This is a genomic window from Epilithonimonas caeni DSM 17710, assembly GCF_000426465.1.
Classification (GTDB): domain Bacteria; phylum Bacteroidota; class Bacteroidia; order Flavobacteriales; family Weeksellaceae; genus Epilithonimonas; species Epilithonimonas caeni.
The window spans coordinates 89,930-104,897 of the sequence record NZ_AUFK01000009.1; the positions used below are offsets into that span (position 1 = coordinate 89,930).

At 38.8% G+C, this 14,968-nt stretch carries 11 protein-coding genes; 5 read left to right on the forward strand and 6 right to left on the reverse strand.

The window, feature by feature from the left end; genetic code table 11:
- The first annotated feature begins 6 nt into the window (after positions 1–6).
- Genes K319_RS0101675 through K319_RS0101690 form a run of 4 tightly spaced genes read left to right on the forward strand, consistent with a single transcriptional unit; the run spans position 7 to position 4,468 of the window.
- Positions 7–921, forward strand: coding sequence for a carbohydrate kinase family protein (locus K319_RS0101675; RefSeq protein ID WP_027382030.1), 915 nt, complete (start codon positions 7–9; stop codon positions 919–921).
- A 10-nt stretch (positions 922–931) separates the two neighbouring features.
- Positions 932–2,176 carry a sugar MFS transporter gene (locus K319_RS0101680; RefSeq protein WP_027382031.1) on the forward strand — a complete coding sequence of 415 codons (1,245 nt, stop codon included), beginning with the start codon at positions 932–934 and terminating at the stop codon, positions 2,174–2,176.
- 4 nt (positions 2,177–2,180) lie between these two features.
- Entirely contained in the window at positions 2,181–3,590 is a 1,410-nt protein-coding gene (locus K319_RS0101685; protein ID WP_027382032.1) for a carbohydrate porin, read from the forward strand.
- Between the two features lie 26 nt (positions 3,591–3,616).
- Positions 3,617–4,468: a sugar phosphate isomerase/epimerase family protein gene (locus K319_RS0101690; protein WP_027382033.1), complete on the forward strand. Its 852-nt coding sequence runs from the start codon at positions 3,617–3,619 to the stop codon at positions 4,466–4,468.
- A 106-nt stretch (positions 4,469–4,574) separates the two neighbouring features.
- Here K319_RS0101690 and K319_RS21855 read toward each other — a convergent pair whose 3' ends face one another.
- From K319_RS21855 to K319_RS0101705, 4 genes are all read right to left on the reverse strand, one after another.
- A complete protein-coding gene (locus K319_RS21855) occupies positions 4,575–4,733 on the reverse strand; it encodes a cupin domain-containing protein (RefSeq protein ID WP_316930906.1) in 159 nt (52 codons plus the stop codon).
- A 70-nt stretch (positions 4,734–4,803) separates the two neighbouring features.
- The gene (locus K319_RS0101695) at positions 4,804–5,241 is read right to left on the reverse strand and encodes a RidA family protein (RefSeq protein WP_027382034.1); all 438 of its coding nucleotides are present in this window, start codon (positions 5,239–5,241) and stop codon (positions 4,804–4,806) included.
- 326 nt (positions 5,242–5,567) lie between these two features.
- On the reverse strand, positions 5,568–7,328 hold the full coding sequence (locus K319_RS0101700) for a RagB/SusD family nutrient uptake outer membrane protein (RefSeq protein ID WP_027382035.1): 1,761 nt from the start codon (positions 7,326–7,328) through the stop codon (positions 5,568–5,570).
- A 12-nt stretch (positions 7,329–7,340) separates the two neighbouring features.
- Positions 7,341–10,313: a SusC/RagA family TonB-linked outer membrane protein gene (locus K319_RS0101705; RefSeq protein ID WP_235696068.1), complete on the reverse strand. Its 2,973-nt coding sequence runs from the start codon at positions 10,311–10,313 to the stop codon at positions 7,341–7,343.
- A gap of 400 nt (positions 10,314–10,713) precedes the next feature.
- Between K319_RS0101705 and K319_RS0101710 the strand changes: the two genes are divergently transcribed.
- Complete coding sequence (locus K319_RS0101710) at positions 10,714–11,790, forward strand: phosphatidylinositol-specific phospholipase C1-like protein (protein ID WP_027382037.1); 1,077 nt, start codon at positions 10,714–10,716, stop codon at positions 11,788–11,790.
- Positions 11,791–11,855: 65 nt separating this feature from the next.
- On the opposite strand, the gene K319_RS0101715 is transcribed toward K319_RS0101710, so the two are convergent.
- Both K319_RS0101715 and K319_RS20875 read right to left on the reverse strand, forming a co-directional pair.
- The gene (locus K319_RS0101715; protein WP_027382038.1) at positions 11,856–13,667 is read right to left on the reverse strand and encodes a metallophosphoesterase family protein; all 1,812 of its coding nucleotides are present in this window, start codon (positions 13,665–13,667) and stop codon (positions 11,856–11,858) included.
- Between the two features lie 342 nt (positions 13,668–14,009).
- Positions 14,010–14,945, reverse strand: a complete 936-nt coding sequence (locus K319_RS20875; protein ID WP_051230347.1) for a LacI family DNA-binding transcriptional regulator — start codon at positions 14,943–14,945, stop codon at positions 14,010–14,012.
- Positions 14,946–14,968 lie beyond the last annotated feature (23 nt).

Genomic DNA, 14,968 nt, shown 5'->3' on the forward strand with positions numbered 1-14,968 from the left:
ATCAAAATGAACAAAAAAAATAATAATTACGCTGTATGTTTCGGAGAAATACTCTGGGACATTTTTCCAACCGGCGAACGAGCTGGTGGTGCGCCTTTCAACGTCGCTTATAATCTTGACAAAATGGGACTTGAAGTCCAAATGATCAGCAAAATAGGAAATGATGATCTGGGTAGGAAACTTATCGATCAGTTAGAAACCTGGAATATTTCTACAGATTTTATTCAAATTGATGATGAGAGACCAACAGGAACTGTTCTCGCAACATTCGATGAGCAAGGAGAAGCACATTACGACATCATCAATAATGTGGCTTGGGATCATATCAAAATTTTACAAGCGCATAAAGACTTGGTCGAAAATTCTGACGCTTTCGTTTTTGGAAGTTTGATTGCAAGGAATGAAGAATCGAGAAAGACCTTACTGCAATTGATAGAATATTCGAAATTCAGAGTTTTTGATGTTAATTTCCGCCCGCCTTACATTGATTTTGAATTGGTTAAGACGTTATTAGGTAAAGCAGACCTGGTGAAAATGAACAAAGCCGAATTGCGGCAGATCATTGAATTTTTGGGCGAAGATTATATTGATGAAGACAAGAGCATCCAGCATATCCAGGATTATTTTGACCTGAATGAAATTGTCCTGACCAAAGGAAGCAAAGGCGCAAGATATTTTGTCGGGAAAGAAACTTACACATTTCCAGCTGTTTCCATCGAGGTTAATGATACTGTCGGAAGCGGAGATTCTTTTCTTGCTGGATTTTTATCGAAAAGAATTCAAGGTAGATCACCGGAAGAAATTATGAGACAGGCCATTTCTCTGGGCGCATTCATCACTTCCAGATCGGGAGCTTGTCCGGATTACTCGTATGAAGAATTCAGAACGTTCAGGGAAGAACATTTTAGTCCAACCATATAAAGATCAGGTTATGAATACTGCAAAATTTACAGAAAAAAAATATTATGTCGTACTGGCATTCGTTATCTCGCTATTTTTCTTTTGGGCAATCGCTCTCACGATGGGCGATGTATTGAACAAACATTTTCAAAATGTCCTGAAAATTTCCAAATCTGAATCCGGGTTAGTACAACTTTCGATTTTCGGAGCGTACGCTTTGATGGGTATTCCTGCGGGCTATTTTATGAAAAGATTTGGCTATAAGAAAGGCGTTATCCTGGGACTATCACTTTTTGCACTCGGATCATTTCTTTTCATACCAGCTGCTGATAAGATGTCATTCAATTTTTTCAGAATTGCTCTTTTTGTCCTGGCGATGGGAATGGCGACCTTGGAAACTGTGGCGCATCCTTTCGTAGCAGCATTGGGAAGTGAAGAGACTAGTGACCAGCGTGTCAATTTCGCACAGTCCTTCAACGGGTTGGGAGCCATCATCGGTCCTTTGTTAGGTGGGTTTTTTATCTTCGGAAGATCAGGATTGAACGATGATTCACTGGATTCGGTAAAAGAGCTGTACACTTGGATCGGCGTTGTGATCTTAGCAATTACCATTTTTTTTTCATTCATAAGAGTTCCGGGTCTAAAAGATCCTCATGCAGAAGATATTCATATCTCGGAGAGTGAAAATGGAGCAGAGGCTTCTGTCTCGGATCCGCACGCACCGCTTTACAAACAGAGACATTTTATATTTGCCGTAATAGCGCAGTTTTTCAACATCGCCGCGCAAGGCGGAACTTGGGCGTATTTCATCAATTATGGTGTGGAAAAAATGCATTTGCCCGAGATCCAGGCCTCCTATTATTTTTCATTAAGTATGGCAATGATGATGATCGGGCGTTTTGTAGGGACATTTCTAATGAGGTTCATTGCTCCGAATAAGCTCCTGGCAATTTTCACGACCTGTAATATCATATTGTGTCTGATCATTTCCCAAAGCTTCGGCTGGGTATCATTTATCAGTCTTATATTATTGAATTTATTCCTGAGCGTAATGTATCCTACGATTTTCAGTCTTGGTTTGAAAAGATTGGGAAGCAAAGTTTCGCAAGCGTCATCATTTCTTGTAATGGCAATGTTTGGAGGCGCAGTTTTCCCGCCATTAATGGGCAAGATCGCGGAAACAGATATTGCACACGCTTATCTTCTTCCGATCATTTGTTATGTGGTAATTCTGTCGTTTGCTTTAAAGTTTTATAAACCGAAAACTCTAAAATAAAACAATGAAAATCAATGTTTTAAAATGTAGCTTTGGGGTTTTGCTCCTCATTGCTCAGGTTTCTTTTGCTCAAATTGTGATCACCAACAAAGATTTTTCCTTTGGCACAACGGGCAGAATTGGTGCAGGGTATTCTCCGAATGCCGATGGAAAAACGGGAAAACAACTGAATCTTAATAATCAGGGTTCGCTCGGCGGAAGAATGGACCAGGGCGATTATGTGGATTTTTTGCCAGCATTTAATTTTACTCCAGTTGTGAATGGCGATAGTGCAAAAGCAACGAAAATTGATATGCAGGCTCGACTAAGTTTCTATTCCGGCGGAACTTTCCTTGGAAATGTAGATTCAAGATCAAATCAGGGGATGATCATCGCATTGCCGGAAGCTTTTGTGGAGGCTCGAAATATTATGGGAAGCGATTGGGATGCTTGGGCAGGTTCACGTTGGTTGAGATATGATGATGTTCACATTGCGGATTATTTTTATTTTGATGACCATTCGGCTACGGGTTGGGGTTTCAGACATAAAAATACCAGATTTTCTATGTTTTTTCCCGCAGCGATTGACACGGCCGCTACGAATTCGACCCCATACTCTTATACGAATGTGATCAGCGGAACAAAAAATCTGATCTACAGACAAAGGGAAGTGATGGTCCTGGAGCAGGTCATTCCATTTAATCATAATATTCATAGACTTAAACTTTTGGCAGAGTTTCATAACCTGGATAGGTCTGGAAAAAATTCGATGGAACAATATGCATCGGACCAGGGTTGGGTTTTTGGGGCCAAGTTGAATACCAGTTTGAAAACAAATATCAAAGGTTCTTTTAACCAAATCTCAGTACGTTACGGAACGGGAATTGCCAATGGCGGAGATAGCGGTAATACCCAGACCTGGCGGACATACGGTGCTCCGGACGAAATTACCAAAACCTACAAAGGTGCTTATTCATTTACGGCAGTGGAACATCTATTGCTAAATCTTTCCAATCGCTGGTCTGCAAATGCCTACGCAGTTTTCACGATGAGCAAAGGAGGTTCTGACAGTGATAATAAAGCCTTAGACCATTACAATAGAGAGATTTTCAACAAGAAGTCGGAGTTCAATACTGGTTTAAGAGCGACTTATTATGTGAACAATTGGTTCCATATCTTGTCTGAATTGCATTACGCTTCCCGAACGGATGGAAATCAAGACCCTGCTTCGATGGTAAAGCTGGTTTTGGCTCCAACGATTGTTCCAACAGCAGAAAGAAGCGTTTGGGCAAGACCACATATTCGTTTCATAGCGGAAGTTTCCAGATATAACAATCAGGCGATGAACAGCCTTTATTCCCCATTTTTACAGCAATCCGGTGCGAAAAGATTCGGAACTTATCTTGGTGTAAGAACAGAGTGGTGGGTATTTTAATGAATTAAAATTTTAAAATAGAAAATATGAATATAAAATTCGGGGCTTCACTTCTATCTTGGATCACACCGATCTGGACGCCGGAAGCAGGAAAATATGCCATTGAAAAAACAGCAGATGCAGGATTTGATCTGATAGAGGTACTACTGCCGACCTCGATGGAATTTAATTCAAAAGAAGTAAAAAAACAATTGAAGGACAATGGTCTGGATGTCGTTTGTTCTTTGAATTTACCGAAAGAAGCGCATATTCCTTTTTACCCAAAAGTTGCGGAAAAACTGATCAAACAAGCCATCGACAAAACTTCGGAATTGGAAACCGACTTTTTAGGGGGCGTTCTTCACAGCGGGATCGGTGTTTTTTCAGGAAACCCCTTGACGGAGAATGAAGCAGAAATTATAACTGAAGTTTGGGGCAATATCGCTGATTATGGAAGAGAAAAAGGTGTCAATATAGGAATCGAACCCATCAACCGTTATGAATCTTACGTTTGCAATAAGGCAGAAAATGTTTTGGATCTAATACAGAAAACAGGGAAGGATAATCTCTTTCTCCATCTTGATACGTTTCATATGAATATCGAGGAAAATAATTTCTATGATCCGGTCATCCTTGCTGATAAAAAGCTGAAACACCTTCACATCACAGAATCTCACAGAGGAATGCTGGGAGAGGGGACGGTCAATTGGGACGAACTTTTCAAAGCTTTGAAAGCAATCGATTTTCAAGGGAATCTTGTGTTGGAAAATTTCTCATCATCCATTCCGGGAATGCAACAGATGGTCTCACTTTGGCAAAGATCCCCTTACGAAGCAGAAGAATTGGCCGTAGGCAGTTTGCAGTTTTTGAAGAGTTCTTTAAACGATTTTGTATTGTAGTTCTGGGATCTTATAGACCGGATTTTAGGCAATGATATACTTTAGTGTACCAATTTTTAAATATAAAAAGCTTAATTTGTATTAGATAAATTTCTCTCAATTAGATCTATTGAAATATAATTTTAAGAAAATAGTTCACTTCGACTGTCTCAACCTTTGCATTACTGATGCCGTGTTCAGCATTCGGAGGACAATACAGGCTGGTATTGGAACCCGCCTCAACGGTCTTGCCGTCGAGATAGAATGTGGCCCTTCCCTTAAGGATCTAGAAGAATTCTTCTTCAGGATGCCGATGGGGCGGGTGTTTGGATCTTAGCTTAGGTCTCTCTGAAAAATTATTTTGGGAGATGTGCTATTAATTCGATTTCTAACTTTGCTTTTGGCATATACAATCTTTGTATTTGGACCCAAGTAGCGGCAGGAAAATCATTATGGTAATATTTTTTTCTCACATAGTTGAATTTTTTCATTTCCTCGATATCAGTGGTATATAAGTTTTCTTTCACTACATTTTCAAATGTTGCCCCAAAGCTGGCCAAGGAAGCTTTTAGGTCATTATAGACTGAGGTAATGCCTTCTGGTGTAATATCAGTGGTTACAGCCCCTGAAATATAAAGAACATTGTCGACCTTTAAAACTTGGCAATAGCCGGCAATTGTATCTTGTTTGAGTTTGTTGTTGTTCCAATGCCACTTTTCTTTTTTTAAATGCCTTTCTTGTGAAAAAGTATGGTTGAAAAGCAATAGAAGCGGAAGTAAGATGATGTATTTCATATAATAGGATTTAAGTATACGAAGCTAATGAAATCTTAAATGAAATTATATATTGAGGTACGATGTCACAAAAAATCCCGACCAAAGTCAGGATTTTCAACTCGATTTATTTTTCTTCTCGGGCATCTCTGGCATGTGGATTTATATAGGTTCCATCTTTCTTTACGTGAACTATCCCACTAAAATGTGAGAACTGATTCTATACTGAACGATAACAGCATTGATGTGTTTTTGTCGTAAAAATATCTTTCTGATAAGAGCTGATATAAAATAAAAAGCGAAGAGATTATTTCTCTTCGCTATTGTTGATCAGAATATTGAACTACTTAGTATCCAGGATTTTGTTTAAATTCCTTCGAAGCATCCAATGTTGCCTGTGGGATCGGGAAAATTCGTCTGTAGGGCTGAGAAGCAGGTTTTGCGGTTCCAGCAAGGTCAAACCTGCCGAATCTAATCAAAGCTTTTCGTCTGTAAAGCTCCCAATAAAGTTCGTAGCCTGACTCGTTAAGCAAAGTTGTAGCATTTAAACTTGCGATTTTGATACCAGGAGCATTGCCATACAAAGCTTCACGCGTTCTGCTGGTTCTCAGCAAATTGACATCGTCTAAAGCAGCTCCAATATTGTTTTTTCTGAAATATGCTTCTGCTCTCATCATATAGATTGTTCCCAATCTGTACAGAGGTACATCCATTCCGCTTGTTCCGTTGTTACCATACCCGGGATCGAATTCAAACTTGAAGTTTCTTACGCCTCTGTTGATCTGGGCCTGTGTAAATACAGCTTCTGATGGCTTGTCAAAATTAAGTTCCGGTGTGAAATCTGCAGCGAGTGTTGTGTTTTTTTCAGTGTATAATTTGTATACTTTGATCCTGCCATCTGACGTCATATCAAAGTTACCGTTGGCCAGTAGCTTTGGACCATATTGCTGCCCCACCTGTAAACCTCTGTTGAAATGGAACCAGGGCTTTCCTGTTCCTTCTACTTTGCTCGTGGAAGGGACGCTCACATCTGTACCATCATTTCTGAACCACGTTCCGTCTTCATATTGATAGGTCCTATGGAAACGGGGGTCGCTGAAATTGCCTACCCACGTGTTGTAGAATTCAGGGGTGATACAAGACGCATTGGTTCCTCTATTGTCAGGTGAAGGTTTCTGGATTCTTTCCATGGACATATAGGCAAGGTCATTATCGGCATTTCTATTCGAGTTTTTCTTCTGAACAATAGAGAAGATCATCTCTTTGCTATCGCCATTATTGATGTCGAAATTGTGGAAATAATTGGACTCTAAACTGAAAAAACCAGAATTGATAATCAAAGAGGAATACTCGATCACCTTGTCCATGTCATTTCCGGTACCGCTAACAGCAGGTTCTAAAAAGTCAAAATTTGTAGATTCTCTCTTTTTCAAAACAGCTCTGTTAAGATACATATCTGCCAGGAAAGCATAAGCCGCCTGTTTTGTAAATCTACCGGCGTGTGTATTTTTTGATTTGATATCGGCCAAATTAGGGATCAGACCTTCAACTTCTGTGATCAAAGCATCTATTGAAGTCTCAGCTTTCTTCACTTCGATAGGTGCATTAAGATCTGCCGGGTCTCTGTATGGTGCCTGACCGTACATCTCAAGCGTATTATAAGTGTAGAAGGCCAACAATGCTTTTGCTTCTGCTAAAAAAAGAGCCTTATCCGCCGAATTACTTTTCTCGATACTTCTGATGGCAGTTAGAGATTTAGTAATGCCAAGGGTCAGATTGTTCCATGTTGTTTTCACGACATCATTGTTGGGGTCCCAAGTGAACTCGTGCATGGCACGCCACTTTCCACCATCGCCCCAGTCGCTTCCTCTTGTTGGCAACAATGCTTCATCCGTAGAGTACTCCTGTAATGCGAAAACACTTCCGTGATCCACAAATGTCCCATCGCCCAGCTGCCCGTAGGCTGCAGCTAAAGCACTTTCCGGAGCTCCGCCTTCCGTACCCAGGTTTTCATCTATAACTTGTTCATCGAGATTTGTACAGCTTATTAATGCCATGGTTAAAAAAGCAAGTACAGCTTTGTTGATATTTAAATATTTAGATTTCATAATTAAGTTAGATTAAAATTTAACAGTTGCCCCAAATAATACAGTTTTAGCAGAAGGGTAGGTTGTATAATCAATACCCAACGACTGGTTTCCACCGCTTGCCTTATTGGTATCGACTAATGGGTCATATCCGGTGTAACTGGTAATTGTCCAGAGATTCTGCGCACTTACATATAGATTCAGGCTTTTCATCCATTTCAATTGATCGCTGTCGAAAGTATATCCCAGTCTAACGTTATTCAGACGGATGAAATCTGATTTTTCAAGATAAAGAGAAGACAACTGTGGCTGATTGGTTGGACTTGCTCCGGAATCTGCGAAGCCTTTCAAAACGTTTCTGTCAGAAGCTAGATTGTTGATACTTAAGTTTAAAGCGGTGTTGTTTAATAGATAGCCACCTGTTTGTCCTATGAATGAGAATCCAAAATCAATCTTTTTGTATTTCATATAAGAATTGATCCCGAAAGTTAAATTTGGAATAGGGCCTTCAAAGATCTTTTTATCATTTTGTCCGATGACTCCATCACCATCAACGTCTTCATAGGTGTATTTTCCATTCGCATCTATACCTGTATAATTTAACAGATAGAAAGATCCTGCTTCGTAGCCGTTTTTGTAGATATTAGCAGTAACACCTGATTGCCCCGGTCCTGAAACTTCTCCCGAAGTAATATCTGTAACCGAGAGATTTTTAACCGTATTTTTAACAGTTGCAGCGTTAATCTCAAAATTCCAAGTGAAGTTTTCATTTTTGATAATATCTGAACCTAAAGTCAGTTCAAGACCTTTGTTCACGATTTGTCCATCGGAATTTCTGTAATAAAACGTTGTCGGGCTTAATACCGGTGTAGGTATATACAATATGGCATTTTTTGTTGTCTTGTTATAATATTCCATTGATCCATACAATTTGTTGTTCCACAAACTGAAATCTACACCGATGTTTGATTGTTCCACGGTTTCCCATTTCAGATCAGGATATGCAGTTCTATTGACTGAAAAGCCATTAATAAGATCCAGGTTGCTGTAAAAATAATATCCTGCAGACTGCGAAAGAGAGTAACTGGCTTTGGTGATTTTGTTTGGAAGCTCTTGGTTTCCTGTTTGTCCCCAGCTACCTCTTAGTTTTAATTCATTCACGATTTTGGAATCTTTCAGGAAATCTTCATTCGAGACCGTCCAACCGACAGCAACGGAAGGGAAATATCCATACTTGTTGTTGTCTCCGAAACGTGTCGAACCGTCTGCTCTTATGGAAGCTGTCAACAAATATTTCTGATCAAAATTATAATTGATTCTACCGAAATAAGATTGCAATTCATTTTCCTGGGCATATCCGGCACCAGGAATAAAAGCATCTCCAGAATATCCGGGGTTGATATCCGGCGGAATTGCGTCTCCTTGTGCTGCGATATTCCTCACGCCGAAATAGGTACCGGTAGATTTAAATTTCTGGTAAGAAAAACCGCCCAATAAACTGAAATTGTTTTTATTAAGGCTAAGATCATAAGTTAAATAATGTTCCAAAAGCACATTATAAGAATCAAGATTTGCTTGCACGTAAGAACCTTTCGGAGTTCTGTCTGTGATGTTTGGAAACATTGTGGTATTTCTCTCGGACATCGTTTTGTCAATCCCGAGATTTAATTTATAATTAAATCCTGGCAATAGTCTCAAAGTGGCTTCCGTATTTCCCAAAACACGGAAAGTGTTTGTCTTATCAGAATAAACGCTCAATAGGTATAACGGATTGTAATGCGCGTTCATATTGAAATTGGTGTAATTTCCAGAGGCATCATAGACTGAACGTGTCGGGTTTGCCATCAAAGCGTGGATAATTACCTGACCGTCTGAGCCGGCATTGGCACCGTTTGGAATACCATTTTCCTTGATGTCACTTGCGGTAAGATTGACTTTTACCTTTAATCTCTTCTTGTCAAAGAATGACTCTTCTGCATTGATACGGACTGTTGTTCTTTTAAAATCGCTATTTTTTACGATCCCGTCCTGATCCATATGGGACACTGAAGCAAAATAGCTCCCAGTATCTGTAGATCTTGAAAAAGAAACAGAATGGTTCTGGGATGCTGCAGTTCGGTAGAGTTCGTCCTGCCAATCTGTGTTTCCTCCGTGGTCGTATGATTTGTCAAGAAGTGCCGACCTGTATTCGTCTGCTGATAAAAGGTCCAGTTTTTTGATCACGGACGAAAAGCCAAGATAGGTGTCGTATGTAAACATTGGTTCACCTTTTTTACCCCTTTTCGTTGTTACCAAAACAACTCCGTTGGAACCTCTTGCCCCATAGATTGCAGCGGCAGAAGCATCTTTCAGTACCGTTATAGATTCGATATCTGAAGTGTTTAGAAAGTTCAGTGGATTTTTAGCCTGTGCGTTTCCAAGGCCGATGTTCGGAGCAGATGCACTTACTGCATCATTGCTCAGAGGAATACCGTCAACAACAAAGAGCGGTGTACTCCCACTTCTTACAGAGCCAATTCCTCGGATAGAAACATTAACGCCTGCACCGGGCTCTCCACTTGACTGGACAACGCGGACACCTGCAATTTTTCCCTGCATCAGATTGTCCACCGAGATGTTTATTCCCTCTTTGAATTGTTCAGCTTTTAATTGGCTTATCGCTCCGGTTAAATCAGCTTTTTTCTGTGAACCATAACCCACGATCATAACTTCAGCGATTGTGGTATCTTTCGTTTGTAAGGTTACAGAAACTGTAGTTCCTGTAATTTTAACCAGCTGCTCGTTCCCGTCATAAGAAACAGAAAGTGTTTGCCCTATAGTTGCCGAAATTGTAAAATTTCCCGATTCGTCTGTTGTTGCGGTAATGCCGGTTTCTACTATCGTTACCGTTGCACCCCCGACTGGTGAACCGTCTCGGTTAACTACTTTTCCGGTAATCGTTTCGTTTACTTGAGTAAAGATGGGATACTTAGCATTAAGACCTTCTGCACTTGCCTGGTTTGCCACCAAAAAAAGTATTGCTATAGGAATTAGCTTTTTAAATTTAAATAGATTAATTTTGTGGTACATGTCATTAAGTAAAGTAATTGTTAGAGATTGCATTGCTTGATAAAAAGCCGCTGTTGTTCCCGCAACAGTGGTTTTTATTTTAAAGCAAACGTTTAATTTTCATTTCGGAATACAAAGTAAATTGCTTTGAATGGAATTTAGTTTAACAGAATATTATGTTAAAATAAATAATTTATAACAGAATAAACTTGTTCAAAACGGAATATTATTAATTGAAAATAAATTATACGCACGCGTTTTTCGTCGTTCACAAATTTTTAAAAGAGACTTAACGTAATCGATTAACTTCAATAGATCTAGAGTTTCTAATTTCGCCTTCATAAAATCAAACAAAACAATGAAGAAGGCAGTTTTCGTGGCCCTGTATTTGTCATCTATGAATCTATTATGGTCACAATCTCAAAAACTTGATGACCTGAAGATCAATGAAATACAAGTGATCGGTTCACACAATTCTTACAAAAAGGCAATCCTGCCCGAAGTTTATAATTATCTCTCCAAAAAAGATTCGATGAACTTTTTGCCCAGGATCCAATATGAGCACATTCCTATTCCGGAACAATTGGACCTTGGACTTCGAAATCTTGAGATCGACGTTTATGCAGACAGCAAAGGCGGGAAATATGCGCATCCTAAAATCTTGGACCTTGTAAAGACCACCCGACCGTTTGATCCGGAAGGGAAAATGAAAAAGCCGGGGTTTAAAATGATCCATATTACCGATATCGATTATCAGACCTGGTATTATACACTGGAAGACTGCTTAAAGGACCTGAGAAAATGGTCAGATGCACATCCCGACCACAACCCGGTTTTTATCACTTTGGAACCAAAAGACGGTCAAGCCAACAGATTTGGAACAGAACCTGAACATTATACATCAAAGCTTTTTGATGACCTGGACAACGAACTGAAAACATATCTGGGAAAAGATAAGATCATCACACCGGATGAAATCAAAGGATCGTATAAAACCCTGAATGAGGCTGTCTTAAACAAAAATTGGCCAAAAGTAAAGGACGCCAAGGGAAAATTTGTCTTTGTTTTGGACAACAACAGCGAGAACAGAGACCTGTATGCCAAGGACCATCCATCATTGAAAGGCAGGATCATATTCACTAACTCTAAACCCGGATCGCCTGAATCTGCCATTTTGCTTATGAATGAGCCTCAAAAAGACAGTTCTACAATAGAGGATCTTGTGAAAAAAGGTTATATCGTCCGCACGCGTGCCGATGCCGATACAATGGAAGCGAGAAATGAGGATTATTCAAGATTCGAAAAAGCAAAGAAGAGTGGTGCGCAGATCATTACAACTGACTATTATTACCCAAGCCGGCTTTTCAAATCCGGTTACAGAATCAGTTTTGACAACGGTACTTACGAAAGAATGAATCCGGTCAACTCAAAATAAAACATTATCAATTAGATTTATAAGGAGAAGGCCGTCATGTTTTGATGGCCATTTCTTGTTTTGACCTAATCTTTAATTCGATTCAAAGTCTGTTTTCCCAGATCAATTTCGAAATGATCAGAAGGATCTCCATTTGATAAGAGAGTCAATATTCTGAATACAGACCTTAATTGAATGATAAAAGAATCCTGCGATTTATTAACTTCAAAAAGTTTTTCCAATATCTGATACTGCTGTAATCTCATTTTTGAAATGTCTTTTCTAGCCAATTCATCAGCAGATTGAAACTTATATAGATCCAAAATCAGATCTTCAAACGCCCAATTTTTGAATTTCTTCGATTTAATAGCTTTTTGTTTTAAATATTTTTTTGCCTCATTGCCACTTAGGTCAAGAGATAAGAACAATAGGTCTTCGCCATTTAGTTTTGCTGCTTTTTCCATAAGATCTTTAGGCCAATCATTAGGAATCATTCGCAGACGCACCAGTTCTTTTAGATGAAAAAGCATAAAGTCGTGGTAGGATTTTGTTTTGAGGATGTCTTTATTCCAAAGGGTTTTGTTATCACTTTTCTTTAAGGCTCTATATTCTTTTATGTACAATGGGAAAAGATCATCGTAATGAGGGACATCATTCAGCACTATGGTCTGAACTTCCATTTTATCTGCAGAATTGATGGTCAGTATTTTATAGGCCGGAAGATACGCTGCCAATGAAGGCACTTGAACATTCACCAGCATTTTGTCGCCAAATTTTCTGATTCCCGTATCATTAATATGCATATGTCCAGCAAAATGAATCTGTAAACCAGCATCAGTAAAGACTTTCGCAACAGTTTCTTCAGGAACACGTTCCAACTGCCATTTTTCATCACCCAACAAATCTTTTATTTTTTCTGTTGCACCATCATTAAAATCAACCATTGGATAATGCGTAAAGGCAATCAGGATTTTGTGGTTTTTCTTGGCATCGTCAGCGATTTTTTTTACCCAATTGATCAGATGTTTCTTATTGGTCAAAACATTATTATATCCGATGCTGGCACCATTGTAATTTGAAGGGTCATCCGATTCTCCATTTGTGTTTTTTGGAATATAGGTATTGCCATCAATCGCAATCATCCAGACATCTTTAACAGGTTCTACAACGTAGCTCAGATCCGGAACAAAAAAACCTTTAGAAACTTCATACATTCTTTTTGAATAAGTTGCAGATTCCAAAGCTTTGTCATGAGAGTAATCCTGAAAACAATTTTGATCAAAGGGTGTACTCCAATAGAGGTCATCTTTCTTGGGATAAAAGCCAAAATCTTTCAGCTCATTCAAAATCTCCACGTAGCCAGATTCTGCGATATCTTTTGTGATGATCTTTGATGTTGACTTTCCGATTTTTCCGTTGCTGTAGATACCAAGTTGTTTACCGTCCTCTCCAAGAAAATCATCTTTCCCTGACTCCTTGTGTAGAGGTCCCACCGGGTCGTGATTTCCCGTCGTCAGGTAAAATTTTATTCCATATTTCAATTGATACCGCTCAAGAATTTGATGTAATCCATGTAAATTATATGCTTGTCCATCATCAGAAAAATCACCAGGCATTGCAACGATTTTGATTCCTCTTGATGCAATATCATCCAAAGCTCTGAGAAAAGCGAAATAATTTTCATTAAATATTCTGGTTGAATGCAATTGAGAATCCATAGTCCTCAAAATAGTTGATCTTCCAGTTCTTGGGTTTAAAATTCCACTAAAATCATTATCAGAAAATCGACCATATAAATCCTGAAAATGAATATCCGAAAGGAAAGCAATTTGCACAGGTTTTTGAGCAGATAGCAATATGCTGGCAAAAATCAGAAATGAATAGTATATCTTCTCCATTTTAAATGGTCAAAAATATAGCTTACTGTTGAGACGGATTTTATGCTATCATTAAATAATTGTAAAGGAAATATGGTTATTGAGCTTTTTAAAAAAGCCTCACACCTATAAGTTTAGATTTTTAAGAGTAAAGACTGAAGAAAAAAAATCTGTTTTTATGATATGATCTGTGTAAATAGATAATAATATCTCCTTATCATAAAAGTCATTTAGAATTAAAATACATTGAAATATATAGTTTAAAATTCTAGTAATACTTGCCTATAACTCAGTTTTTGTTTAAGTGTACAATAATAAGATCGGTACTTTAAATATTCTATCTCGTACAGTTAATTGTAAATTTTAAGAAGACTGCTTTTTAATGATTGTCAATAGTTTCATTGCAGCCGTTTTCCCCATTTCGAAACCGTCGTTGATGATACATTCATAGGAGTCGTCCAGGTATTTTGGGAGAATACCTTCTGTAATAGCTACAACCTTGGCTTTTGAGGAAGCCGTTTTTTTGTTGACGAGGGAACTGTGTAGTCCGGCAAGAGTCTCATCGCTCATTACAAAGTAACCGTCGAAATCTTCATAATCTAGAATGATACTCATTTTCTCCTTTACCATATCGGCGGAATTGCAATAGATGACCTTGCACTTTACGTCTTTGTGCTTATCGATAACCTCTGAAAAATGATTTTTACGGGTTTGTGATATTTCCAGATTCTCATCGCCGAAAATAGCAATAATATTTTTGCAGCCAGCTTCTATTAGCTTATTGGCGGCGGTTTGTGCATAGAGCCTGTTATCAAATATCACCTCTTCAAATGAACTTTGCGGAATGGTCTTGTCGAAAATGACCAAAGGAAGTTCCAGCTCTTTGATTTTATTGAAATGGCTGAGGTCCTTTGTCTGCCTGCTGAGAGAAATAAGGATGCCATCCACCCTTGAGTTGATACAGGTAAGTAGATTTTCCTCTTCCATTCCCAGAGATTCTTCGGAAGAAAGCACAAAAAAGTTATAGCCTTCCGAATGTAGAACGGAGGAAATCCCTTTGATAATGGAAGGTATGAAGAACATTGAAATTTCTGGGATGATAAGGCCAATGACCTTGGATGATTTTTTCCGGAAGTTGATGGCGAAGTCATTCGGAACATAGTTAAAAGTATCTGCAACCTCCTTTACACGCTGTTTTACAGATGTGCTGATGTCCGGGTGGTTTTTAAGTGCTCTGGATACCGTTGACGTGCTGATATTGAGCATCTTTGCAATGTCTTTTATGGTGATTCTTTTCATTTTGAGTTAATAGAGTATATTTT